The organism is Streptomyces sp. NPDC107765 (assembly GCF_055657085.1).
Genome location: NZ_JBVKBL010000007.1, coordinates 351,080 through 372,876, shown reverse-complemented (window position 1 = coordinate 372,876; position 21,797 = coordinate 351,080). Strand labels below are relative to the sequence as shown.

The 21,797-nt window shown below is 71.8% G+C and carries 22 protein-coding genes; 6 read left to right on the top strand and 16 right to left on the bottom strand.

Annotation, left to right across the window (positions count from 1 at the left end; all coding sequences use genetic code 11):
* Positions 1–60: 60 nt before the first annotated feature.
* The 3 genes from ACZ7MX_RS19935 to ACZ7MX_RS19925 all read right to left on the bottom strand — a co-directional run bounded on the left by ACZ7MX_RS19935 (position 61) and on the right by ACZ7MX_RS19925 (position 4,018).
* Positions 61–1,593: an alpha/beta hydrolase gene (locus ACZ7MX_RS19935; protein ID WP_472133850.1), complete on the bottom strand. Its 1,533-nt coding sequence runs from the start codon at positions 1,591–1,593 to the stop codon at positions 61–63.
* Positions 1,594–1,656: 63 nt separating this feature from the next.
* Positions 1,657–3,192, bottom strand: a complete 1,536-nt coding sequence (locus tag ACZ7MX_RS19930) for an APC family permease (protein WP_472133849.1) — start codon at positions 3,190–3,192, stop codon at positions 1,657–1,659.
* Positions 3,193–3,391: 199 nt separating this feature from the next.
* Positions 3,392–4,018, bottom strand: coding sequence for a YigZ family protein (locus ACZ7MX_RS19925; protein WP_472133847.1), 627 nt, complete (start codon positions 4,016–4,018; stop codon positions 3,392–3,394).
* Between the two features lie 263 nt (positions 4,019–4,281).
* On the opposite strand from ACZ7MX_RS19925, the gene ACZ7MX_RS19920 reads away from it, so the two are divergent.
* The 3 genes from ACZ7MX_RS19920 (at position 4,282) to ACZ7MX_RS19910 (ending at position 6,168) form a co-directional block, all read left to right on the top strand.
* On the top strand, positions 4,282–5,073 hold the full coding sequence (locus ACZ7MX_RS19920; protein ID WP_472133845.1) for a type VII secretion system-associated protein: 792 nt from the start codon (positions 4,282–4,284) through the stop codon (positions 5,071–5,073).
* 161 nt (positions 5,074–5,234) lie between these two features.
* Positions 5,235–5,642 carry a CoA-binding protein gene (locus ACZ7MX_RS19915; protein ID WP_472133843.1) on the top strand — a complete coding sequence of 136 codons (408 nt, stop codon included), beginning with the start codon at positions 5,235–5,237 and terminating at the stop codon, positions 5,640–5,642.
* Positions 5,643–5,667: 25 nt separating this feature from the next.
* A complete protein-coding gene (locus tag ACZ7MX_RS19910) occupies positions 5,668–6,168 on the top strand; it encodes a GNAT family N-acetyltransferase (protein WP_472133841.1) in 501 nt (166 codons plus the stop codon).
* 48 nt (positions 6,169–6,216) lie between these two features.
* Here the strand turns inward: ACZ7MX_RS19910 and ACZ7MX_RS19905 are convergent, their stop codons facing one another.
* The 3 genes from ACZ7MX_RS19905 to ACZ7MX_RS19895 form a co-directional block, all read right to left on the bottom strand.
* Positions 6,217–6,939 carry a hypothetical protein gene (locus ACZ7MX_RS19905; protein WP_472133840.1) on the bottom strand — a complete coding sequence of 241 codons (723 nt, stop codon included), beginning with the start codon at positions 6,937–6,939 and terminating at the stop codon, positions 6,217–6,219.
* Positions 6,940–7,010: 71 nt separating this feature from the next.
* Positions 7,011–7,568: a YbaK/EbsC family protein gene (locus tag ACZ7MX_RS19900; protein WP_472133838.1), complete on the bottom strand. Its 558-nt coding sequence runs from the start codon at positions 7,566–7,568 to the stop codon at positions 7,011–7,013.
* A 42-nt stretch (positions 7,569–7,610) separates the two neighbouring features.
* Positions 7,611–8,183: a helix-turn-helix domain-containing protein gene (locus tag ACZ7MX_RS19895; protein ID WP_472133836.1), complete on the bottom strand. Its 573-nt coding sequence runs from the start codon at positions 8,181–8,183 to the stop codon at positions 7,611–7,613.
* A 105-nt stretch (positions 8,184–8,288) separates the two neighbouring features.
* On the opposite strand from ACZ7MX_RS19895, the gene ACZ7MX_RS19890 reads away from it, so the two are divergent.
* A complete protein-coding gene (locus ACZ7MX_RS19890; protein ID WP_472133835.1) occupies positions 8,289–9,158 on the top strand; it encodes an EamA family transporter in 870 nt (289 codons plus the stop codon).
* A gap of 20 nt (positions 9,159–9,178) precedes the next feature.
* Here the strand turns inward: ACZ7MX_RS19890 and ACZ7MX_RS19885 are convergent, their stop codons facing one another.
* A complete protein-coding gene (locus ACZ7MX_RS19885; protein ID WP_472133833.1) occupies positions 9,179–9,949 on the bottom strand; it encodes an acyltransferase in 771 nt (256 codons plus the stop codon).
* A gap of 137 nt (positions 9,950–10,086) precedes the next feature.
* On the opposite strand from ACZ7MX_RS19885, the gene ACZ7MX_RS19880 reads away from it, so the two are divergent.
* Positions 10,087–10,620 carry a gamma carbonic anhydrase family protein gene (locus ACZ7MX_RS19880; protein ID WP_472133831.1) on the top strand — a complete coding sequence of 178 codons (534 nt, stop codon included), beginning with the start codon at positions 10,087–10,089 and terminating at the stop codon, positions 10,618–10,620.
* A gap of 102 nt (positions 10,621–10,722) precedes the next feature.
* Here ACZ7MX_RS19880 and ACZ7MX_RS19875 read toward each other — a convergent pair whose 3' ends face one another.
* The 9 genes from ACZ7MX_RS19875 to ACZ7MX_RS19835 form a co-directional block, all read right to left on the bottom strand.
* A complete protein-coding gene (locus tag ACZ7MX_RS19875; RefSeq protein ID WP_472133829.1) occupies positions 10,723–11,487 on the bottom strand; it encodes an enoyl-CoA hydratase/isomerase family protein in 765 nt (254 codons plus the stop codon).
* 55 nt (positions 11,488–11,542) lie between these two features.
* Entirely contained in the window at positions 11,543–12,586 is a 1,044-nt protein-coding gene (locus ACZ7MX_RS19870; RefSeq protein WP_472133828.1) for a cytochrome P450, read from the bottom strand.
* 312 nt (positions 12,587–12,898) lie between these two features.
* Positions 12,899–14,266 carry a cytochrome P450 gene (locus ACZ7MX_RS19865; RefSeq protein WP_472133826.1) on the bottom strand — a complete coding sequence of 456 codons (1,368 nt, stop codon included), beginning with the start codon at positions 14,264–14,266 and terminating at the stop codon, positions 12,899–12,901.
* Positions 14,267–14,276: 10 nt separating this feature from the next.
* Entirely contained in the window at positions 14,277–14,867 is a 591-nt protein-coding gene (locus ACZ7MX_RS19860; RefSeq protein ID WP_030413585.1) for a GTP-binding protein, read from the bottom strand.
* A complete protein-coding gene (locus tag ACZ7MX_RS19855) occupies positions 14,842–15,222 on the bottom strand; it encodes a DUF742 domain-containing protein (RefSeq protein ID WP_030413584.1) in 381 nt (126 codons plus the stop codon). Before ACZ7MX_RS19855 ends, ACZ7MX_RS19860 begins: the two co-directional genes overlap by 26 nt.
* Positions 15,219–15,632 carry a roadblock/LC7 domain-containing protein gene (locus ACZ7MX_RS19850; protein ID WP_030413583.1) on the bottom strand — a complete coding sequence of 138 codons (414 nt, stop codon included), beginning with the start codon at positions 15,630–15,632 and terminating at the stop codon, positions 15,219–15,221. The genes ACZ7MX_RS19855 and ACZ7MX_RS19850 overlap by 4 nt, the downstream gene beginning before the upstream one ends.
* Entirely contained in the window at positions 15,629–16,843 is a 1,215-nt protein-coding gene (locus tag ACZ7MX_RS19845; RefSeq protein ID WP_472133823.1) for an ATP-binding protein, read from the bottom strand. Before ACZ7MX_RS19845 ends, ACZ7MX_RS19850 begins: the two co-directional genes overlap by 4 nt.
* 584 nt (positions 16,844–17,427) lie before the next feature.
* Entirely contained in the window at positions 17,428–17,784 is a 357-nt protein-coding gene (locus ACZ7MX_RS19840; protein WP_472133821.1) for a DUF4333 domain-containing protein, read from the bottom strand.
* 247 nt (positions 17,785–18,031) lie between these two features.
* Positions 18,032–19,027, bottom strand: coding sequence for an alpha/beta hydrolase (locus ACZ7MX_RS19835; protein ID WP_472133819.1), 996 nt, complete (start codon positions 19,025–19,027; stop codon positions 18,032–18,034).
* Between the two features lie 331 nt (positions 19,028–19,358).
* Here ACZ7MX_RS19835 and ACZ7MX_RS19830 point away from each other — a divergent pair, with 331 nt between their 5' ends.
* Positions 19,359–21,596, top strand: a complete 2,238-nt coding sequence (locus ACZ7MX_RS19830) for an AAA family ATPase (protein WP_472133817.1) — start codon at positions 19,359–19,361, stop codon at positions 21,594–21,596.
* Positions 21,597–21,797 lie beyond the last annotated feature (201 nt).

Here is a 21,797-nt window from a genome sequence, read left to right as displayed (position 1 = left end):
CGCCGTCCGGGGTCCGCCGGCCGGCCGTGCCCAGGGTAGCCGTCGGCGGCCCGCCGTCGGCTACCGGGCTCCGGCCGCGGGCGGCGTGGCGCGGTCCGTGCAGCGGACGTCGTGGGCGGGGCGGCGGCCGGTGGTGAGGAAGGTGGTGACCGTGCGGTCGCCGCAGGCGGTGCCATTGGCGAGGTAGGCGCCGTGGCCGCCGTGGTCGAGCGTGACCAGGCGGGCGCGGTCACCGAGGGCCTGCCGCATCTTCAGGGCACCGAAGTAGGGGGTGGAGGGGTCCCGGAGGTTCTGGAGCATCAGGACGTTGGACGGGCCGTCGTCGGTGATGCGGGTGGGCCGGGCGTCCGGCGCGTCCTTCCAGAAGGAGCAGGGCGTGATGTTCACCGGCATGCCGGCGGTGAGCGGGTGGCGGGCCCGGTCGGCGGCGACCGCGCGCCGGTGGGCGGGGCCCGACGCCGGCCAGCGCACGTCGTTGCAGAGGGTCGCCATGATGGCGGTGGCGCCGGGGTCGGGCAGCGGCCGGGCGAGGTCGGCGGGCAGGTCCGGGCGGGCGGCCGGGTCCTGGGCCTGCTGGACGAGCCGGGCCAGCGGCGCGAAGAAGGTGTCGCTGTAGAGGGCGTTCTGCAGCGCCTGCCGCAGCATGTTGCCGGTCAGCGGCACGGACGGGGTGCTGGATTCCTTGGGCGCGCGGTCCAGTTTCGCGGCCAGTGCGAGGAACAGCGGGCGGACGTCCTGGGGGCGGGCGGCCAGCCGCAGGCCGTCCTTGTCGCGGGCCGGGTCGGCGGCCCAGGCCGCGAAGTCGGGGAACCGGTCGTCCGCGGCGGCCGACATGTTCGCCAGCCAGCCCCGCTCGACCCGCGCCGGGTCGGGATCGCCGCTGCTGTCCAGCACCCAACGGTCGGTGTGCTGCGGGTACTTCTGGGCGTAGACGGCGCCCACGTACGTGCCGTAGGAGACGCCCCAGGCCGAGAGTTTCCGCTCGCCGAGCGCCTGCCGGAAGCGGTCGATGTCGCGGACCTCGTTGGCGGTGGAGATGCTGCGCAGGACGGCGCCGCCGTTGCGGTGGCAGGCGTCGGCGACGCGCCGGGCGCGGGCGGCGTTGTCGGTGATGCCGCCGTCCGGGGAGGGCCAGGAGCGCAGGCTCACCAGATAGCGGTCGGCGGGCGCCAGGCCGCAGCTCGCCGTGGTGCTGCCGCCCACCCCACGCGGGTCCAGACCGACCAGGTCGTACGCCCCCGCCGTGGCCTTGCGCAGCGCCTCCCCCTTCTGCGCAAGCCGCTGCACCCCCGAGCCGCCGGGGCCGCCCGGGATCAGCAGCAGGGTGCCGCGCCGGGCCGCGGGCCGGTCGCTGCGGAGCCGGGACACCGCGACGGTCAACTGCGGGCCGTCCGGGTGCCGGTGGTCCACCGGGACGGCCAGGTCGGCGCACTCCTGCCCGGCGGGGCCGCCGGGCTGGGCACAGGGCCGCCAGGCGAGGGGCGTGGGTGCGCCGGTGGCGGCGGGGGCGGGCGGGGCGAAGCCGGTCAGGGTGGCCGCGACCGCCGTGGCGGAGAGGCTGAGGAGGAGGGCACGTCGTGAGCAACTGGTCATGGGACAAGGGTGGTGGGGACGCGCCCGGACTCCCATCCGGCAGCCACGAGACCCGAGCGGGGGTTATCCCCCGGCACCGGCGGCGCCGGCCTCGTCCCCGGCCGGGCGGTCGCCGCCGTCGCCGCGCCCGTCCCGGTGCCCGTCGCCGCGTCCCTCCGCTTCCGGGGAGCGCTCGTCTCCTTCCAGGTACCGCTCGTCGATCCGCTTCGGGCCGAACGGCCACTCCTTCTCGCGGCGGGCCCAGCAGAGGAACGCCACGACGCCCGCCGCGACCCAGGCCAGCGACCATTCGATGGGGTGCCGGCCGGGCGCGTTGCGGTCCGCGTAGCCGTAGATCACCAGCCAGCCGACGAGCGCGACGAGCCCGGGGAGCAGGTAGAGCCACATCCGGTAGGGGCGGCGCAGGGCCGGCTGGCGGCGGCGCAGCACGGTGACCGCGGCTACCTGGGCCAGCGACTGCACGATCACCATGACGGTGGTGAGCAGCTGGATGACGGTGGCCAGGTCGGTGTGCCGGCCCAGGAGGAAGCCGGCCGCCATCACCGTCCCCATGGTGAGCAGGCCGAGCACCGGGAACCGGTGGCGCGGGTGGAGGGTGCCGTACGGGCGGAAGAAGACCCGGTCGCGGGCGGCGTCGTAGGGGACCCGGGAGCCGCCGAGCAGCCCGGTGAGGACGGAGGCGACGGCGGTGACGAGGATGAGCACGGTGACGGTGCCGGCCGCGTCCCTGCCCCAGGCCCGCTCCAGCACGGCGGAGGCGACGGAGGAGGACGCCGGGGAGTGCGGGTCGAGCATCTCCCGCCAGTCGACGACGCCGAGCGTGCCGATCTGCAGCAGCAGGTAGATGGCCATGATGCCGAGGACGGCGGTGATGATCGCGCGCGGGACGGTGCGCCCGGGATCGCGGATCTCGGCGCCCATGTAGGCGACGGTGTTGTAGCCGAGGTAGTCGTAGATGCCGATGGTCAGCCCGGCCGCGAAGCCCACCCAGAAATGACCGGCCGTCAGCTCGAAGGCGTGCGCGGGGTAGCTGAAGGCGCGCTCCGGGCTGAAGTGGGTGAACGCGGCGATGATGACGAGGACGACGGCGGCGATCATCACCACCCAGAGGACGACGGTGAGCCGGGCGATGCGCTCCACCCGCCGCCACAGCAGCACCACGATGCCCACCGTGACCACGAGCCCGACGGCATCGCCCTGGCCCTGGCTCATCCCCGGCCACAGATAGCCGAGGTACTGCACGAAGCCGATCACGCCGGTGGACATGCCCAGCGGGATGAACAGCATGGCCGTCCAGACGAACAGGAACGGCATCAGCTTGCCGGTGCGGTACTGGAACGCCTGCCGCAGGTAGACGTAGCTGCCGCCGGCGCCGGGCAGCGAGGCGCCCAGTTCGGCCCAAACCAGCCCGTCCGCGAGCGCCAGGACGGCGCCGGCGAGGAATCCGATGACCGCCTGCGGTCCGCCGAAGGCGGCCACCATCAGCGGGATGGTGACGAACGGGCCGATGCCGCACATCTGGCTCATGTTGATGGCGGTGGCCTGGAACAGGCCGATCCGGCGGACGAATCCCGCCCGCTCGTCGAGGAGTTCAGGCATCGGCGGCCCCCTTCTCGTGCCGGCACGGCGGAGCCCGGGCCCCCGCCGCTCGCCGGTGCGGCACCCGTCGCCGCGCCACAGGCTGACACGCCCGGCACCGCCGCGCACCGGCACGGACCGGACTTTCCGCCGTGACCGCGGAGCTGACGTCACACCGGCCGCCGCGGCCGGCCGCCTCCCCCGTAGGCCGCGCCGCCGATCAGAGCTCCCCGTACGCCTTGCCGCCGAGCTCCAGCCGGGCCGTACCGGCCGTCGCGTCCGCGAGCCAGCCGCGGAACGCCTCCACCTCGGCCTCCGGCAGCCCCACCTCGATGCGCACCTCCGCCCCGTACGTCACCTCCCGCACCGCGCGGCCGGTGGTCCGCAGGTCGTTCTCGACCCGGCCGGCCCGCTGGTGGTCGACGGTGACCGTGGCCAGCCGGAAGCGCTGCCGGGTGACCGTGCCCAGCGCGTCCAGGGCCTCGCCGACGACGCCGCCGTAGGCGCGTATCAGCCCGCCGGCGCCGAGCTTGATGCCGCCGAAATAGCGGGTGACGACCGCGACGACGTAGCGCACCTCGCGGCGGAGCAGCATCTGCAGCATCGGGACGCCCGCGGTGCCGCCCGGCTCGCCGTCGTCGCTGGCCTTCTGCACGCCGCCGTCCGCGCCGAGGACGTACGCCCAGCAGTGGTGGCGTGCGGTGGGGTGCTCCTTGCGGATGCGCGCGAGGAAGTCCTGCGCCTCGGTCTCGTCCGCGACGGGCGCGAGCGCGCAGAGGAAGCGGGACTTGTTGATCTCGATCTCGTGGACACCCTCGCGCGCGAGCGTGCGGTACTGCTCCTGCATCGCTCCAGCCTATGCGGCCCCTGTGACAACGGGCTCCGGGCCCGGCGGCCCGCGCCGCGCGGGGCCGTCCGCCAAAAGGGCACGGGGGTCCGCCGGACGGGCGCAGTCCGCACGGCCAGGCGGCGTACCCGCCCCGTCCGCACGGTGCGTCGGGGAGACGTCGGAGCCTGCCGTGGGCAGGGTGAGGCCCGTGCGAGAGCCTCGTGTTTCCGGGGCCCCGCTCGTACGCGCAGGAACCGAACGGCGGGTTGGCGGAGGGCTGCATGGAAGAGAGCACACAGTCGGCGATGACGGCGGGCGAGCCGCTGACGGGCGAGGACATGCCCGAGCCCCCGCCGGAGGTCGTCGAGGCGGCACGCGAGGCGCCCGACCACTGGCTGGCCCTGGTGGATCTGACGTGGCAGGGCGAGGGGCCGCCGCCCCTCTGGGCGCTGATCGGGCAGTGGCGCTCCGGGCCGACCGGTGAGATCGAGGAGTGGCGGGACAACCCGGAGTACCGGCCGTCGCCGCAGATGCTGGAGTGGTCGGAGCCGGCCGACCCGGTGGACCGCGCGGTGCAGCTGGCCGCGACCGGCTACGGGCCCGGCCAGGACGTCACCGCGGCGCTGGCGCGGGCCGAGGTGTCCGTCCTGGTCACCGCGACCGGCAGCCCGCTGGCCGCCGCCTCGCCCGAGGGCACCCCGGTGATCCCGGTCTACACCTCGGAGGGCTACCTGGAGTCGGTGGGCCGGCTGCTGTACGACCGGCGTCCGGTGGCCGACCTCGTCGACCAGCTTCCTCCGGGCCATGCGCTGTACCTGAACCCGACCGGTCCGGTGAGCATGCTGGTCGACACCGAGGAACTGCGTGCCGCGCTGGCCGGGACGTCCGCGGAGGCGCCGGAGGAGGCCCGGAGCGCGGCCGCGAACGGGGCGCTGCGACCCGGCACCGCGGCCGCCGGCGCCGAACCGGTGGGCGGCGGCCGGGCGATCGGCAAGCCGGCCCGGGCCGCCACCGGCAGCACCGTCGTCGGCGCCGGACTGGCCGGCGGCACGGTCGTCCGCGCCCGCCGCTGACCGCCTCCGCCCCGCCCCACTAAAGAACCCGCCCCGCCCGCCTTCCCCTTCGGGCGGGGCGCCTGCGTCCACGGGCGCGCCCGCCGGGGCCCGGGCGGGAATCTTCCGGCGGTGCCGGCCGTTGATCCGCACGAGAACCTTCCCTGAGCAGGAGGCAGTGCGTGTACGGCGATCCCAGTACGATCCGCAGGATCCTCACCGAGCTCGGCGACACCTGGGCCGTCGTGGGCCTGTCGAACAACGACCGGCGCGCCGCGTACGGCGTCGCCGAGGTGCTGCAGCGCTACGGCAAGCGCATCGTTCCGGTGCACCCGAAGGCCGAGACGGTGCACGGCGAGCCGGGCTACCCCTCGCTCGACGCCATCCCGTTCCCGGTCGACGTGGTCGATGTGTTCGTCAACAGCGAGCTGGCGGGGCCGGTCGCCGACGAGGCGGTGGCGGCCGGCGCGAAGGCCGTCTGGTTCCAGCTCGGCGTGGTCGACGAGGCGGCCTGGAACCGCGTGCGCGATGCCGGTCTCGACATGGTCATGGACCGTTGTCCGGCCATTGAGATACCGCGTTTGGGCTGAGCCGGGCGTCCGCTAGCGTCCGTACATGAGCGAAATACGGGCCGCCGCCCCCGGGGACGCCGCCGAGCTGGTCCGGTTGCGCCGGCTGATGTTCCGGGCGATGAACGGCGAGGACCGGCCCGGCAGTTGGGAGCGCGAGGCGGAGGCGGTGGCGCACCGGCTGCTGTCCGGGCCGGAGGCGCGACTGGGTGCGTTCGTGGTGGCGGGCGACGAGGCGGCCGGTGCGCCGCATCTGGCGGCGTGTGCGGTCGGGACGGTGGAGCAGCGGCTGCCCGCGCCGGGCCACCCCACGGGCCGCTTCGGCTTCGTCTTCAACGTCTGTACCGACCCGCGCTATCGGGGCCGCGGCTATGCCCGTGCCACCACCGAGGCCCTGCTCGGCTGGTTCGCGGAGCAGGGCGTCAGCCGCGTCGATCTGCACGCCACGGACGGCGCCGAACCGCTGTACCGCAGCCTGGGGTTCCACGAGCACTCCACACCGCTGTCGCTGGACCTGCGCGCGGGCGTGCGGCGGAAGGCCGGCTGAGCGGGCGCACGGCCCGCCCGGAGGCATCCGTCCTCTCCACCCGGTGCCCTAATCCACCCGGGCCGCGAAGCCGTAGTGGAGGCCGCTGCCGGGCACCGCAAGCCCGGCAGGCAACTCTTCACCGGTCAGCGGCGGGAGGGCGACGGCGTCCCAGTCGACGGTCCGGTCGAAGTGTTCGGCGAGGTGGACGACGCGCGTCTCCTCGCCGTGCGTGTACGCGGTGAGGGTCGGCGCCCCGCTCAGCCCGCAGCCGCCGACGACCGAGAACCACTGGTCGCACGCCCAGCGCAGCTCCTCGGGGCGGGACGCGACGATCGTCGCGCGGTGCGCGGTCGAGCCGCTCCAGCCGGTGTCGTCCAGCACGTAGAAGCTGTACGGGCCGGCGCCGTGGTGCCCGGGCCCGGCGGCGCCTGCCCGGGCGAGGAGTCCGTCCGCCTCGGTCTGCCGCCGGGCGAGAGTGGAATCGTCCTCTCCGTACGCCTCGGCGGCCTCGGGGTTGAGCTCGTGCATGTTCTGCCAGAAGTCGATCTGCTGGGCCAGCCGTCCGGCCAGCAGGGTCATGGCGGGCACGTGACCGGGATGGCTGCCGAGAGCGGCGCGCAGCCAGGGTTCCTCCGGCCAGCTCTGTCCGGGGCCTTCGAGGCCCTCCGGCGCGTGCGCCGGGCCGGTGGCCGTCAGGCACAGCAGCCGCGCCAGCGCGAAGGCGGCCTCGGCAGCACCGGCCGTCGCGGCGGTCCGCAGCCGCGTCAGCCTCTCGTCGTCGATCGTCATGTACCGCAGGCTAGGCGCCGGCACCGACACCCGGGGCCGTCTTGGTCCGACCGGGGGCCGGAAGGCCGCAACTAGGCGATGCCCAGGCCGTCCAGGAGCGTGGCGCCGGGGAGTTCGGCCAGTGCCTTGCCGGGGACGATGAGCTTGCCGCGGCGGCTGCCGCTGCCGATCAGGGCGTACGGGGTGTCGGCGACGGCGGCGTCGACGAGCAGCGGCCAGCCGGCGGGCAGGCCGACGGGGGTGATGCCGCCGTATTCCATGCCGCTCTCGCCGACCGCCCGGTCCATCGGCGCGAACGACGCCTTGCGCGCGCCGAGTTGGCGGCGCACCACACCATTGACGTCGACGCGGGTGTGGGAGAGGACGACGCAGGCGGCCAGGGTGGTCTCGCCGCCGCGCTTGCCGGCGACCACCACGCAGTTCGCCGACTGCTCCAGCAGCCAGGGGCCGTAGTGCTCGACGAGCAGGGCGGTGTCCGCGATGGCCGGGTCGGTGTCGACGAAGCGGAGTTCCTCGACCGGTACGGAGCCGCTCCAGGCGCGGACCGCCGCGGCGACGGGCTCGGTCAGCAGGTCCAGGCACTCGACGGCGGGCCGGACCTCGTCAAAGGCATCCATCGGGACGGGCATGGCGCCAAGTTAACAGCCGCGGCCGGCCGCCGCGGGACCGTCTCAGCGGGCGAGCTGGATGATCACGGACATGGTCATCTCGACCGGTTCGGTTCCGTCGTTGCGATAGCCGTGCGCGACCTTGGCCTCGAACGTCGCCGAGGCGCCGGCCGGCACCGTGTGGTCGACCCCGTCGACGACGAGGGTGAGGGTGCCGGCGCGGACGTGGAGCAGTTCGACCGTGCCGGGCGGATGGGGGTCGGAGGTGCTGCCGTCGCCGGGCATCAGGCGCCAGTCCCACAGTTCGAAGGGGCCGGGTGCCTCGGCGCCGACGAGGAGCTTGGTGAAGCTGCCCGCGTCGGTGGACCACAGGCGGACCGCCTCGCCCGGCCCGACGATGCGGACCTGGGGGCCCTGTTCGTAGTCGAGGAGCGTGGTGATGCTGACGCCGAGCGCGTCGGCGATCTTGACGGTGGTTCCCACGCTCGGGTTGGTACGGGCCTGCTCGATCTGGATGATCATGCCGCGGCTGACGCCGGCGCGGGCCGCCAGGGCGTCCAGGGTGAAGCCGCGCTCGGCGCGCCAGTGCTTGAGGTTGCGGGCGAGCGACTGCGTGAGCTGGTCGAGGTCCGTCACGGTCCGTCCAAGTCGAGGCTAATAAATTAGATGCCGCAGTTCATTTTGTTGGACTACGGTGTGGTGTACTTCAGCGTCCGGTTCACTGTACTGCGAGGTTTCACCATGACAGCGGTCTTCGCCCTGGCCACCAGCCTCCTCTGGGGGCTCGCCGACTTCGGGGGCGGACTGCTCACCCGACGATTCCAGGCGCTGACCGTAGTGGTGGTCTCGCAAGCCCTGGCCGCCGTGGTGCTGGGCGCCATCGTGGTGGCGACGGGTGGCTGGCGGGAGGCCGGTCCGCAGCTGTGGTTCGCGGTCGGGGCGGGCGTCGTGGGCCCGGCCGCGATGCTCTGCTTCTACCGCGCCCTGGCGCTCGGGCCGATGGGCGTGGTCTCCCCGCTCGCCGCGCTCGGCACGGTGCTCGTACCGCTCGGCGTCGGCTTCGTGGCGGGCGAACGGCCCGGGCTGCTGCAGGGCGCCGGCATGGTCGTGGCGGTCGTCGGAGTGCTGCTGGCCGGCGGCCCGAAGATCGGCGGCGCGTCCATCGCCCGCCAGACGATCGTGCTGACGCTGGTCTCGGCGCTCGGTTTCGGTGCGGTGATGGCACTGATATCGGAGGCGTCCACGACCGTGACCGGGCTGTTCCTCGCACTCTTCGTCCAGCGGGTGTGCAATGTCGCGGTCGGCGGGGCCGCCCTGTACGCGGCGGTGCGGCGCGGCACCCCGGCGCTGCCCGAGGGCAGGTTCGCGGCCCTCAAGGGTTCGCTGCCGATGCTCGCCTTCGTGGGCATCGCGGACGTCGCCGCGAACGGCACGTACTCCCTCGCCGCCCAGCACGGCCCGGTCACCATGGCCGCGGTGCTCGCCTCGCTCTACCCCGTCGTCACCACGCTCGCCGCGCTCGGCGTCCTCAAGGAGCGGATGCGGGCCATCCAGACGGCCGGCGCCTCCCTGGCGCTGGTCGGCTCGGTGCTGCTCGCCTCCGGCGGCTGACAATCCGTCGGGCCGCGGCGCTACGCCTCCCCGGCGGGCGCCGTGATCCCGTCCGCCGCCCACTCCCCCAGCGCCAGCAGCTGCGCCGGTGTGACGCCGTCCGGGATCGGCACCGGCGCCGGGGTGCGCAGCGGCGGCTGCCAGCCCGTCGCCGGGTCCCAGCGGCGGACGACCTTGGCGGGCGCGCCGGCGACCACCGCGTGGTCGGGAACCTCACCGCGCACCACGGCGCCGGCCGCGACCACCACGTTCCGGCCCAGCCGGGCACCGGGCAGGATGACGGCACCGGTGCCGATCCAGCTGCCGGGGCCGATGCTGACCGGGTCGCTGCGCGGCCACTGCTTGCCGACCGGCACCTCGGGGTCGTCGTAACTGTGGTTGGTGGTGGTGACGTACACACCGGGGCCGAAGAAGCAGTCGTCGCCGATCGTCAGCCGGACATCGGCGATCACATGGCTGCCGCGGCCGAGGACCACGCCGTTCCCCAGCGTGAGGATCGGCTCCGGGCCGAGGTCGAGGTCCGGCATCATGCCCGCCGTGAGCGTCACGTCCTGGGCGATGATGCAGTGGTCGCCGATCTCGATCCAGGGGTCGCCGAAGACGGTGCCCTGCGGGAACGCGAGCCGGGTGCCGGTGCCGATCCGGCGGAAGCGGTACGGTCCCGGCCGGCCGGCCGTGACGGCCGCGGCCTCGCGCACCCAGCGCGCGCCGCGGTGGACGGCGCGCGACACGGCCCGGCGCCGCCAGGCCGCCAAGGACGAGAACACGTTCTGGTTGATCGGCACCCGCACACCGTACTCAGCACCCCGGGTGCCGGACCGCGCGCCGGGCTGTGATCTTCGCCCTACCGGCCGACGGCCCGGCCCCCCGGCCCGTGGGTCATCTACGGTGCTGGAGGCGCGGCGCACAAACGGCGAGGAGATCCAGGATGGCGGAACGGGCGTTGATTTCACCGGTGGGCGGCAAGGAGCCGAACGTGGATCCGACGGCGTTCACCGCCCCGACGTCCGTGGTGCTCGGCGAGGTCACCCTGGCCGCGGGCGCCAGCGTCTGGTACCACGCGGTGCTGCGGGCCGACTGCGGCCCGATCGTGCTGGGCAGCGACAGCAACATCCAGGACAACTGCACCGTCCACGTCGACCCGGGCTTCCCGGTGACCGTCGGCGACCGGGTCTCGGTCGGCCACAACGCGGTGCTGCACGGCTGCACCGTCGAGGACGACGTCCTCATCGGCATGGGCGCCACGGTCCTGAACGGCGCCCACATCGGCGCCGGCTCCCTGGTCGCCGCCCAGGCACTGGTCCCGCAGGGCATGCAGGTGCCGCCCGGCTCCCTCGTCGCCGGTGTACCGGCGAAGGTCAAGCGCGAACTGACCGCCGAGGAGCGCGAGATGATCCGGGTCAATGCGGCGATGTACCTGGAACTGGCGGCCGGGCACCGGGAAGCGATGACGGCGGACTGAGGCACGCCGGGGCGGGGGCCGCGGGGCGGGCGTGGGGACCGCGCCGCGGCCGGGGGCGTCGCGAGGGCTCGTGGAGGGCCTCGGCGACGCCGCGGAGGAACCTCAGCGGCGTCCGACGGAGGCGGCGACGGTGAGCGCCGACGACAGCAGCTCGGCGTCGAAGAGGGAGGCGTCCGCGAGGCGGTGGGCGCCTGCGTACCCGTTCATCATGAGCTTGGCGGTCCGCAGGGCCGCGGGAGACCGGCGGATCAGCGGCTTGGTCCAGCGCGTGACGGTACTGTCGAGCTGATCGGCGGGGACGACCTTGTGGAGGAGGGAGAGCTCCTGCGCGGTGACGGCGTCGAAGTTGTCGGCCGTGAGTATCAGCTCGCGCACCCGGGCGGCGCCTCCCTCGCTCAGCAGCCGCGGCATGATGCCGCCCCAGGCGGGCGGCACGCCCAGGCCCAGCTCCGGCAGCCGGAAGCGGCAGTTGTCCGCGCCGACCCGCAGATCGCAGAAGACGGCGAGCCCCACACCGGCCCCGACCACGCCGCCGTGCAGCCGCGCGATGGTCACGACATCGGTGGTCGCGAGGGCGTCACACACCCGGCGGGCCTTGTTGGCGAGCGCCCGCAGCTCCACCCCACTCGGGTCGGCCGCGAGCAGGGCGGGGAATTCCGCGCGGTCGCCGCCCAGACAGAAGTCGTCGCCCGCGCCGGAGAGGACCAGCACCCTGATGCCGGTCTCGTCGTCCAGGGCCCCCAGGACCGCGAGCAGCTCGTCGAGGATCGGTCCGGATATGGCGTTGCCGGTCTCCGGGCAGTTCAACTGCACCCGGAGGACGGGCCCTTCCTGGGACACGAGGAGGGACTTGAAGTCGTGCATCATGGCGGTTCCTTGTTCGTTGTTCCACGCTTCGTGGGAGCCCGGTCCACCGGGCGACTCAGGCACGGGCGACCGGAAGTGTGATCAGGCGGCGGAAGGCCACCCGGGACGCCCAGCCGGGCGCACCCGCGAGCCGCAGGCCGGGGAGGCGCCGGAGCAACGCGGTGAGCAGGCACTCCGCCTCCATACGGGCGAGCGCGTTGCCGAGGCAGAAGTGGATGCCGCCGCCGAAGCTGAGGTGGGGGGACCGCCGGCGGATGTCGAAGAGTTCGGGGTCCGCGTACTGACGCGGGTCGTGGTGGGCGGCGCCGACCATGAGCTGCACCATCTCGTTCTCGCGGATGGTGACCCCGGCGAGCACGGTGTCCTCCGGAGCGACCCGGCTGATCATGTGTATCGGGGCGTCGTAGCGGAGGACCTCGTCGATGGCGCCCTGTATGTGCTCGGGCCGGGTGCGCAGCCAGTCCCGTTGGCGCGGGTGCTCCAGGAGCAGGCGGACCGCCCCGGAGAGGACGTGGGCGGTGGTCTCCAGCGCGGCCAGCACCATGAACAGCGCAAGGTGGAAAACGGCCTCGTCGGCGGCCGCCCGGTCGGGTTCGAGGTCGTCCCAGACGGCGAGCCAGGACGAGACCGGGTCCGTCCCGGGATTCCTCCTGCGGTCACGGATCAGAGCGGTGAAATATTCCCGCAATTGACCGGTGGCCCGGTCGGAAAGCGCAAGCTGACTCCGGGTCGGAAACAGCTCCTGGGTGAATACCTGGTCGTGGGTGAGCGATCGCAGCAACGGGTAATCGGCCGGCGGAAGTTGCAGCCATTCGCCGATGGTTATCACCGGCAATTCGTCACTGACGAGGGCGCAGAAATCGGCTGGGCCATAGGCGAGTTCCTCGTCCAGGCGGTCGAGCAGCCGATTCACCGTACGCTCGATGGAACTCTTCATCACCGCCAGGGAATGGCGGTCGAAGACATTTCCCACCGACCGCCGCATCCGGGTGTGATCCGGCGGGTTGAGCATGGGCAGGGTGCCGCCCATCTGGCGTGATGCGGGTGCCTTCCAGCGCGCCGCATCGACCTGGCGGGCCCGCCAGCCGCTGTCCGGCACCCGCCATGCTCTGCTGCGCAGGACCTGGTGGCACAGAGCGTAAGAAGTCGCCAGGTGCCCGCCCCAAGGCGCCGGGACAATATCCCCCATTTCCCTGAGCTTCACATACCAGGGCAAGGGATTTGCCTGACCAACTCCCGTACGCAGACGGGAGAAGAGCGAAACCACGCTGCGCCGGTCAACGGGGGCAGTGGCCAGAGCGGGCTCCACAGCGACACCTTCTTCCAGAAGATCACACAGTAAACGCCAACGCTGCATACCCCCGAGCTTGAACATTCATGCGGTCAATGAACATTTACTCTGTCAGCAACGTCACACACGCCACCAGTTGAGAAACCCGCTCCACCAGCTGCCCTTCTGCGACCTGCCCTTGTCCTGCTGGGCCGACGCATCTCCCGGCCGGGGGTCGCTGCCGCCGCCCGGCGTCGCCTCACCGCGGGTGTGGCGCACCGGGGTGAAGCGGGCGGGCAGCGCGATGAGAGCGCGGTGGAACGGGCCGGGCCGCCACGTCAGGGTGTCCGCCGGCACGCCCAACTCGACGTCGGGCAGCGTGTTCAGCAGCTTCTCGATGGCCCTGATGGAGATGAGCAGCGCCGGGTCCTTGGCAGGACAGGCATGCGTTCCGGCGCCCCAGGCCAGGTGGGCCCGCTTGCTGAAGGTCTGCCGTGAGGCGGACAGGCTCGGGTCCGCGTTGGCCGCCGCGAAGCTGATCAGGACCGGCGTGCCGGCCGCCAGCTTGGTGCCGGAGACCTCCACGTCGTGCACCGGGTAGTGGGTGGCGTAGTTGGCGATCGGCGGGCTGTTCCACAGCACCTCGTTGATGGCGTCCTCGACCAGGACGCCGGCACCCTGCTGGCCGTCGGCGAACTGCTCGTCGGACAGCAGCAGGCGCAGCGCGTTGCCGATGATGTTCTGCACCGGCTCGGTGCCCGCCCCGATGAGGAGGGCCAGCTGGTGGACCATCTCCTCGTCCGACAGCTGCGACGGGTGCTGCATCAGCCAGGAGGTGATGTCCTCACCGGGGCTGGTGCGCTTCAGCGTGACCAGCTCGAAGAGCGCCCCCGCCATGGCCTCGTTGGCCCGCTCCACGTCGACGCCGTCGAAGAGGTTGGAGATGGCGCTGATCAGCCGGTCACCGAGCTCCGCGGGGCAGCCGAACAGGTCGTTGAAGACGAGCAGGGGCAGCACCTGGGCGTAGTCGCTGATCAGGTCGGCCTTGCCACGGAAGCCGAACTGGTCGATCAGGTAGGCGGCGACCCGGTCGACGTGCCGGCTCACCCGGTGCATGTCCAGGCGCGCGAAGCTGTCCGTCACGGCCTGACGCAGTTTCAGGTGGTCGGCACCGTCGGAGAACATGCAGTTCGGCCGGTACATCATCATCGGGAGCACCGGGCTGTCCAGCGGCACCCGGCCCTCGTTCAGGGCGCGCCAGCGGCGGGAGTCACGGGCGAAGGTGTCCGGGTTCTGGAGTACGTGGAGCGCGGTGGCGTAGTCGGTGACGAGTTCCGCCTCCACCCCGGGGGCGAGCTCGACGGGGGCGACGGGGCCGTACTGCCGGAGACGCTCGTAGAAACCGTGCGGGTCCGCGGCGAATTCCGGGCCGTACAGGGACGTTCTCATGCCGTCGGCATGGGCCGGGCAGCCCGGCGGCGGAGTCTCGAATTCCGAAGGAGAATGCATGCCTGAACTCCTAGTTGAGGCGGGACTGGAGATAGCGGACGAGCGCGATCAGGGAATCTGCCGAAGAACGCTGGTCCCGCGCGTCACAGTGGACAACAGGCGTCTCAGGGAGCAGGTCCAGCGCCTCGCGGATCTCGTCGACCGAATGCGCGGGGGTCCCGTCGAAGCGGTTCACGGCGATGGCGTACGGGATTCCGTAGTGTTCCACCAGGTCCATGACAGGGAAGGACTCCTCAAGACGCTGGGGGTCCACCAGGACCAGCGCCCCCAGCGCCCCGCGCGTCATGTCTTCCCACACCTGAACGAAGCGCTGCTGCCCGGGCGTTCCGAACAGATACAGGACCAGCTGGTCGCTGAGGGTGAGCCGGCCGAAGTCCATGGCGACGGTCGTCGTGGTCTTGCCCGGCGCGCCCTTCGGGTCGTCAATTCCCTGGCCGGCCTGGGTCATTACCTCTTCGGTACGCAGCGGAGGAATCTCCGACATCGTCCCGATGAACGTCGTTTTCCCCACCGCGAAGTGCCCTACCACCAGGATCTTCGCCGCGGTCTGCACTGAATTGCGCAGGTACACGCCGTCATCCAAAGCGGGCCTGGAGCCCATGCAGCACCTCCTCAAGAATTTTCCGGTCGACAAGCTGGGCGCTGGGTACGGGCGCCCGGGAACAGAGGTGGCCCTCGTGTACGAGGTCGGACACCAGAATCTTGACGACGCCCATCGGGAGCCGGGTGTGCCCGGCAATTTCGGCGATGGACAGGAAACCGCCCGAACAGAGGTCGAGTACGCTCAGCCGCTCCGGGTCGAGCGGCCTGGTGCGGGGCGGTTCCGGGTGCACGGTGACCAGGGTGATCAGCGAGAACTCCTGATCATCAAGGAGATCACGGCCGTTGGTGATGACGTACGGCCGTACTAATTCAGCTGCTTCCTGTTCCAGCTCCGGCTCGTCATCGGTCGTCATGGCTGGATATCGGCCCTCTCACGCGGCGGACTGGTCAGTGCCTTGCCGAGCTGGCCCACCAGCTGCTGCATGCGGAAGGTGATCTCTGCCATGTCGACATCGGGCGACGCCGAAACCGCAAGATAGGCGCCTTCACCGGCCGAGATCAGGAAAACCCAGCCATGGTCGAATTCCACCAGCGTCTGACGCCATTGCGGACGGACTGTGGGCGCGCCGCCGTTGCAGAAGTCGGCGACCGTACGGCTCAGTGACTGCATTCCGCTCATGGCGGCGGCGACGGTGTCGGCGTGATCCCGGCCGACGTCCTTCGAACGGGCCATGAGAAGGCCGTCGGCGGAGACGAGAATGGCATGCTGCGCTTCGGGCAATTCCAGAGCACTGTCAAGCATCCACGACAGATCGTAGTTCACTGAACCTCATGCCCTTCACTGCTTGCATCGGTGGATCGACGACCGGATTGGGTGCCGCGCTGGAATGCACCCATCACGGATGCGGCCCTTGCGCTGTCCCGGGCCGGAGTCCGGTCGTTCTCGGCTTCGGCCGGCACGATGGATATCGCGCCGCGGCGGCGGCGCTTGGGCAGCCCGCCCGCGGTGGTCTCCGGCTCCGCCGGCGCGGCGGCCGGAGCAGGCGGCGCGGCAGGGGCCGAAGGGGCCTGTCCGCGGTAGCCATGTGCGGCGACTTCAGGGGCCTGACCAGGACGATTCTCGGGCGGCAACGGTGTCGACGCGGCCACGGCAGGGCTCTCCTCCGGCTCGTGCAGGGACGTGAGCAGATCGTCGGGGAGCAGGACGACCGCGCGCACGCCGCCGTACGGAGAAGTGGAGTCGACCGAGACGCTGAAGCCGTACCGGGCGGCGAGCACACCGATGACGGTGAAACCGAACTGCGGCGGATTACCGAGGCTGGAGACGCTCGCGGAATTCTCGCTGGACAGCAGCCGGGCGGCCCGCGCCTTCTCCTCCTCATTCATGCCGACACCGGCGTCGTCGACGACGATGCAGACACCCTTGGGCACCGGCCGGATATTGATCTCGATGACCGTCTCGGGTGCCGAATAGCTGGTCGCATTGTCCAGCAGTTCGGCGAGCACCAGCGCCACCGGTTCCACGGCACGGCTCACGATGCCGAAATGGCTCTGCGACCGGATCTCGACGCGCGTGAAGTGACGAATACGTCCCTTCGCACTGCGGACCACGTCGTAGAGCGAGGCGTCCTGGCGGCGCCGGCCGAGCCAGCCGTCGCAGAGCACGGCGATGGACTGGGCCCGCCGCGCGAACTGCGAATTCATGTGGTCGATGTCGAGCAGATCCTGCAGGATCTTGTGCTCGCCATACGCCTCCTGGAGTTTGGAAATCGCCAGCTGCTGCTCACTCGCCAGACCTTGCAGGGTCCGCATGGCGGCCTTCAGAGTGGTTTTGGTGGCCTCTTCGGCCCGGTCCTTCGCCTCCTCCACGGCCTCCGCGTAGCGGTCCTCAAGATTCGCGTAGTGCTGCTTGAGTTCAACCTTCTCTTTTTTCAGCTCCGCGATCTTCATTCGTCCGCGAACAATCGCGGTTGCGGCGACAGGGGTGCCAGCGACCAATGCCCACAGCGCTGGATCCTGGAAGTATGGCGTCATAGGACTCTCTTCGGACGACGGAGCCACCGGATGTCGTATGCCGGACTGCGGTGCACAGCATCGCTCACCATCCCTGACATACGTGAACGGCCGCGCGCAGTCGCCTGCCAGAGAGCCATCAAAGGGCCGGCTAATGGCATCGTTCTCCCCGGGGGTGGCGATTTTCATAGGCCAATGCGCGGATTTCTTTTCTTGCCATAGCAGGTGACTAGCCCGTTGGCAAGTGCGATGATCTTAGCATCACGTCAACGTCCGTCGTCCAACGGCGATGTGAACTGTTATCCACCTGAAGGAGATTCAACAATGGCCCGCTTTGGGTCTATTGGGCGCCGTTGCCGGTCCCGCGGCAACCCGCTCGGCCACTTCCTGACGAACCGCTAGCAGGTCAACGGCTCCCGAGGCCGTAGCGATCGCAACGAGCGCGAGCGAAGACGGGAGGCGGCAGGTGGAGGCTGCACGCGGCATCGCGGCGGAGGCGGCGGCGAGCCCAAGGGCATGAGCGGAACGGGGCAGGCGAACTGCCCGCGCAGCCCAACTCCCGGCTGCCCGGCGCCCCCTGGTGGCGTGGACGGAAGGGGCGGCACTCAGCGGTGCGGGGCGTCGTGCACGTACGTGATCTCGCCACCGCGCACCCGGACGACACGGACGGTCATGCCGCGGTCCGTCCCGCGCAGGTAATGGGCGGTGCAGGTGGTCCGGGCGCCCTCGACCGCCCGCAGGTCCTGCGCGCAGTCGACCGAGCGCGGCCCCTTGAGGATCACCGGCAGCGACAGATGGCCCGAGATGGAGCGGGCCACCTCGTCGCGCGGTACGGCATCAGTCACGCCGTCCACCTCGCTGGTCGCGCCCCGTTCGCCCAGCCACCGCTCACCGGCCGCGAAGCTGCCCGTCAGCAGCGCCGAACCGGCCAGCAGCAGGCCGGCCGCTCGCAGATACCGCACGACTCTCCTTCCAGCGGGCACACGGACACCCGGCCGCACCCACGGCCGGGACACGCACCATTCTCACGGCCCGGCCGATCGCGGCACCACCGGGGCCCTCCGCCGTCGCGGCCGGCGCGGCCACCCTGGCGACGGGGCGCCAGGCAGGGGGCCGAGGGAGGGCGTGCACGGCGGGCGCCGACCCGATCCGCGCGGGAGTCAGGCCGCCGGTAGGTCTGGCCGGCGGTAGGTCTGGTCGGCGGTGACGTCAGGCCGACGGTACGGGACCCTGCATCTGCTCGCTGATCCAGTGCAGCGATTCGGGCATCCGCTGGATGTAGGTGTGCGCGCTGTGTACACCGTCCGGTATTTCGAACAACGTCGAGTGGATCGACCCACCCGTATAGTCCCTGATGAAGCGCTTCACATCGGGAACCGCGGCCTCCCTGCTGCCGAGTTCGAAGGCCAGATAGACCTCCGGCTCCCGCCGCGCCACCAGAACGCGCGCCAGATGGCGGGGGTCGTTGGCGCGCATCTCCGCCGGGTGCCCCCGCCACATCGGCGAATCAGGCGCGGTGTCCGGCCCGTTGACGATCGCCGCCTTGAACGTCCGCGGCTGCTTCAGCACGGCCTTGAGCGCCGCGAACCCGCCGGACGACGACCCCATGAAGGCCCAGCCGTCACGGCTGCCGTACGTACGGAAGTTGGCCCGCGCGAAGTCCGGCACGTCCTCGGTCAACCAGGTGCCCATCTTCGGCTGCCCCGGGATGTCGCTGCCGTCGTAGTACTTCCGCTCCGGGTTGAGCACCGGCATCACGACGATGAACGGGAGCGTCTTGCCCTCCCGTGACCACTCCGCGATCCGTTCCTCCAGCGCGAACGGCGCCCCCGCCCAGTAGTTGAAGGGATAGCCGTACGCACCCGGTAGAGCGATCAGCACCGGAAAGCCGCTCTTGGCGTACCGGGGCTGCTGGTACTGCGGCGGCACCCACGCCCAGATGTCGCCGGTGAACCCGGACTTCCGGCCGTGCCACCTCGTCTTGACGACCTGGGTGCCGTCGTCCCCCGTCGTACGGAAGGGCGTGAAGAGCGAGCGCGGCTCGCGCGGCGGCACCACCCGGGGCGCCCCGTTGATCGCGTCCGCGGCACGGGCCGGTAACCGTGGGACCCCCGACGCATCGACGGTGTCCACCCCACCGCCACAACCGGCCAGGACCGCCATGGCCACCACACTTGTCGCAGCGCTGAGGAACACGCGCTTCATCGGGATGATCTCCTCGGTCCTGGGCGCCGGCCGGGGACAGTCACATCGCCACCACGGCGAACCACGGCACCCGTCGAAAGACCCCATTTTACGTTCGCGCCGCGAGCCCCCGGCGCCCGCCCCGCCCCATATGACCTGCACGTCCCCTCTCCCGCCTCCAGGGGGCGGCCCGCCACGTCAAAGCCACCACCCTGGTTTCCCTCGTTCGGTAAGGCCGCTCCGTGTTTACCGGACGGTCGGTTCTGGCATCGTGGAGAGCTGGATCGCACGGGCGCGACCGCCGTGCCGTACCGAGCAAGGGCGCGACGCCGCGCCGTAGTTGGGATGACCGATGACCGCGTGGCCGGATCGCCCGCCCCTTCCCGCCGTGGTGGGACGGGCCGTTGAGCACCAGCAGCTGACCGGACTGCTGGACACCACTCCGCTGGTGACCCTCACCGGACCCGCCGGGGTGGGCAAGAGCGTGCTGGCCCGCGCCGTCCTGGAGGAGCACACCGCCCGGCACGACGGCGCGGTGGTCCGGGTGGGCTGCTGGGACGGCCTGGCCGACGGGGGCGTCACCGACGCCCTGTTGCGCGCGGCGGGCCTCCCCGACGCCGCCACCACCCGCGAGGCCGCCCGCGCCCTCGCCCTCCGCACCGCGCACCCCTGCGTCAGCAACCGGGGCCCCGGACGGACCGGGCGGCGGGCGGGGCGTGGGGAACAGTCGGAGCGAACGGAGCGGGGTGAGCGTGCGGGCGCGGCGGACCGTACGAACCCGAGGCCCGGGACAGAGCAGCCGCGCCGGCCAGAGCAGTCACGCCGGCCAGAACGGCCGGAACAGCCAGGCCGGCCAGAACGGCCAGATCAGCCAAAGCCCTCAACTCCCTTTCCATTCCCGGGCGATGCGTCCCTCAAGGCGCTCACCGCGCACTGCCGGCGGCACCGCTTGACGCTGCTGCTGGACGACTGCGACCCGGTGCTCGACGAGTGCGCACAACTGGTCCACCGGCTGCTGCGGGCCGACCCCGGGTTGCGGATCGTGGCGACCGCACGCCGTCCGCTGGGGCTCCCCGAGGAGCGGGTCGCGGCGATCGCCCCGCTGCCGGTGACGCTCGGCGAGGGCATCGCCGGGCCGGCCGTCGAGCTCCTGGCCACCCGTACCGGACCCGCGGCGCCGGAGCTGCTGGTGACGGTGTGCCAGGCGCTGGAGGGCTCGCCCCTGGCGATCGCCCTGGCCGCGCACCAACTCGACCGGATGTCGCTGCCACAACTCGCCGTCCAGGTGGGCGCCGACGGTGCGCTGTTCTACTCGGGGCCGGCGGCGACCGTACGGCACACCTCGCTCTACGCCGCGCACGCCGCCGGCTACGCCCTCTGCTCGCCCACCGACCGACGGGTCTGGGCCAGGCTCTCGGTCCTCCCCGGTGATTTCGACCCGTGGCTCGCCGGCTGCGTCTGCAGCAGCAGTGACGTTCCTGCAGCGGCCGTCGACGGCGCGCTGGAGCGGCTGCGCAGGGCCTCGGTGGTCGAATGCGTACGGGACGCGGGCGGGGCACATCCCGATACCGGGGTCGCACTGCCGCCCCGTTACCGACTCCCGCGCGCCGCCCGCGACTTCGGGCAGTCGCAACTGCGCGAGGCGGGTGAGGAGCCCGCGGCCCGGCGCCGGTTCCGGCAGGCGTGCGCGGCAGTGGCAGCCGAGGCCCAGATCGCCTGGCAGGGACCGAACCAGCAGGTCGCGGTACGTCTCGTCGAGGACGAACAGCACAACCTCGACGCGGCGCTGACCCATCCCCCACAGGACGCCGAGGACGCCCTCGCCGCCTTGGAGATCGCGGTCTCCCTGTGGTTCCACTGGGCGGCCTGCGGCTACCGGCAAGAGGGGCGGGCCCATCTGCACCGGCTGCTGCTGCTCTCCCGCGACGACACCGCGCTACGGGCCCGGGCGCTGTGGCTGGCCGGCTATCTGGCGGCACAGGAACATGCCACCGCCACTGCGGAGGGCCTGCTCGACCAGGCGTGGCGGGCGGCCGTGATGCACGCCGACTCCGACGGACTGGCCCGGATCGCACATGCCCACGCCGTACTGGCCCTGTACCGCCAGGACGCCGCGACGGCCGTGGGATGTCTGGAGGAGGCCGCCCGGCACCACTCCCGGGACCCGTGGTTCGGCCCGGGCCCGGCGCACAGTTGGGCGCTGCTCGCGATCGCCCTGGCACCGCACGACCCGGCGCGCGCCAAGACGGCGACTCACCGCGCCTGGGAGGCCCGGCACTCCGACGGCGACTTCTGGCTCCACTCGACGCTCCTCTACGCCCATGCCCTGGCCGAACGGACCCACGGCGATCCGGCAGCGGCACTACGGGCCTGCCGCAAGGCCCTGGCGGCCAAGAAACTCGTCGGCGACCCCCTGTTCATCACCGGCGCCCGTCACCTGCTCACCGGCCTGCGCCGCGCGGTACGCAACGGCAGTGCACCACCCGACCCCAAAGCGGGCGAACCATGGTGGCAGCACCGCCACCCCACGGGACGGGACAGAAACCCGGAGGGGAACCGGGACCGCCGGGCCGGGGATTACGCGGGGTGAAAGCAGGGTGAGCGCGAGGTGAGCGCATTGAGCGTGGCGAGCCTGGTGAACGCCGTGAACTTGGTGAGCCTGTGGTCGCGTCCACCGGACGCCGCGAGGGACACGATGTTCACGAGGAGCACCAGGGCACGAGGAGCACCAGGCACGATGGTCACGGTGAGTAAAAACACGCTCGCTTTCGGGATGCGACAGGGTGGGTCC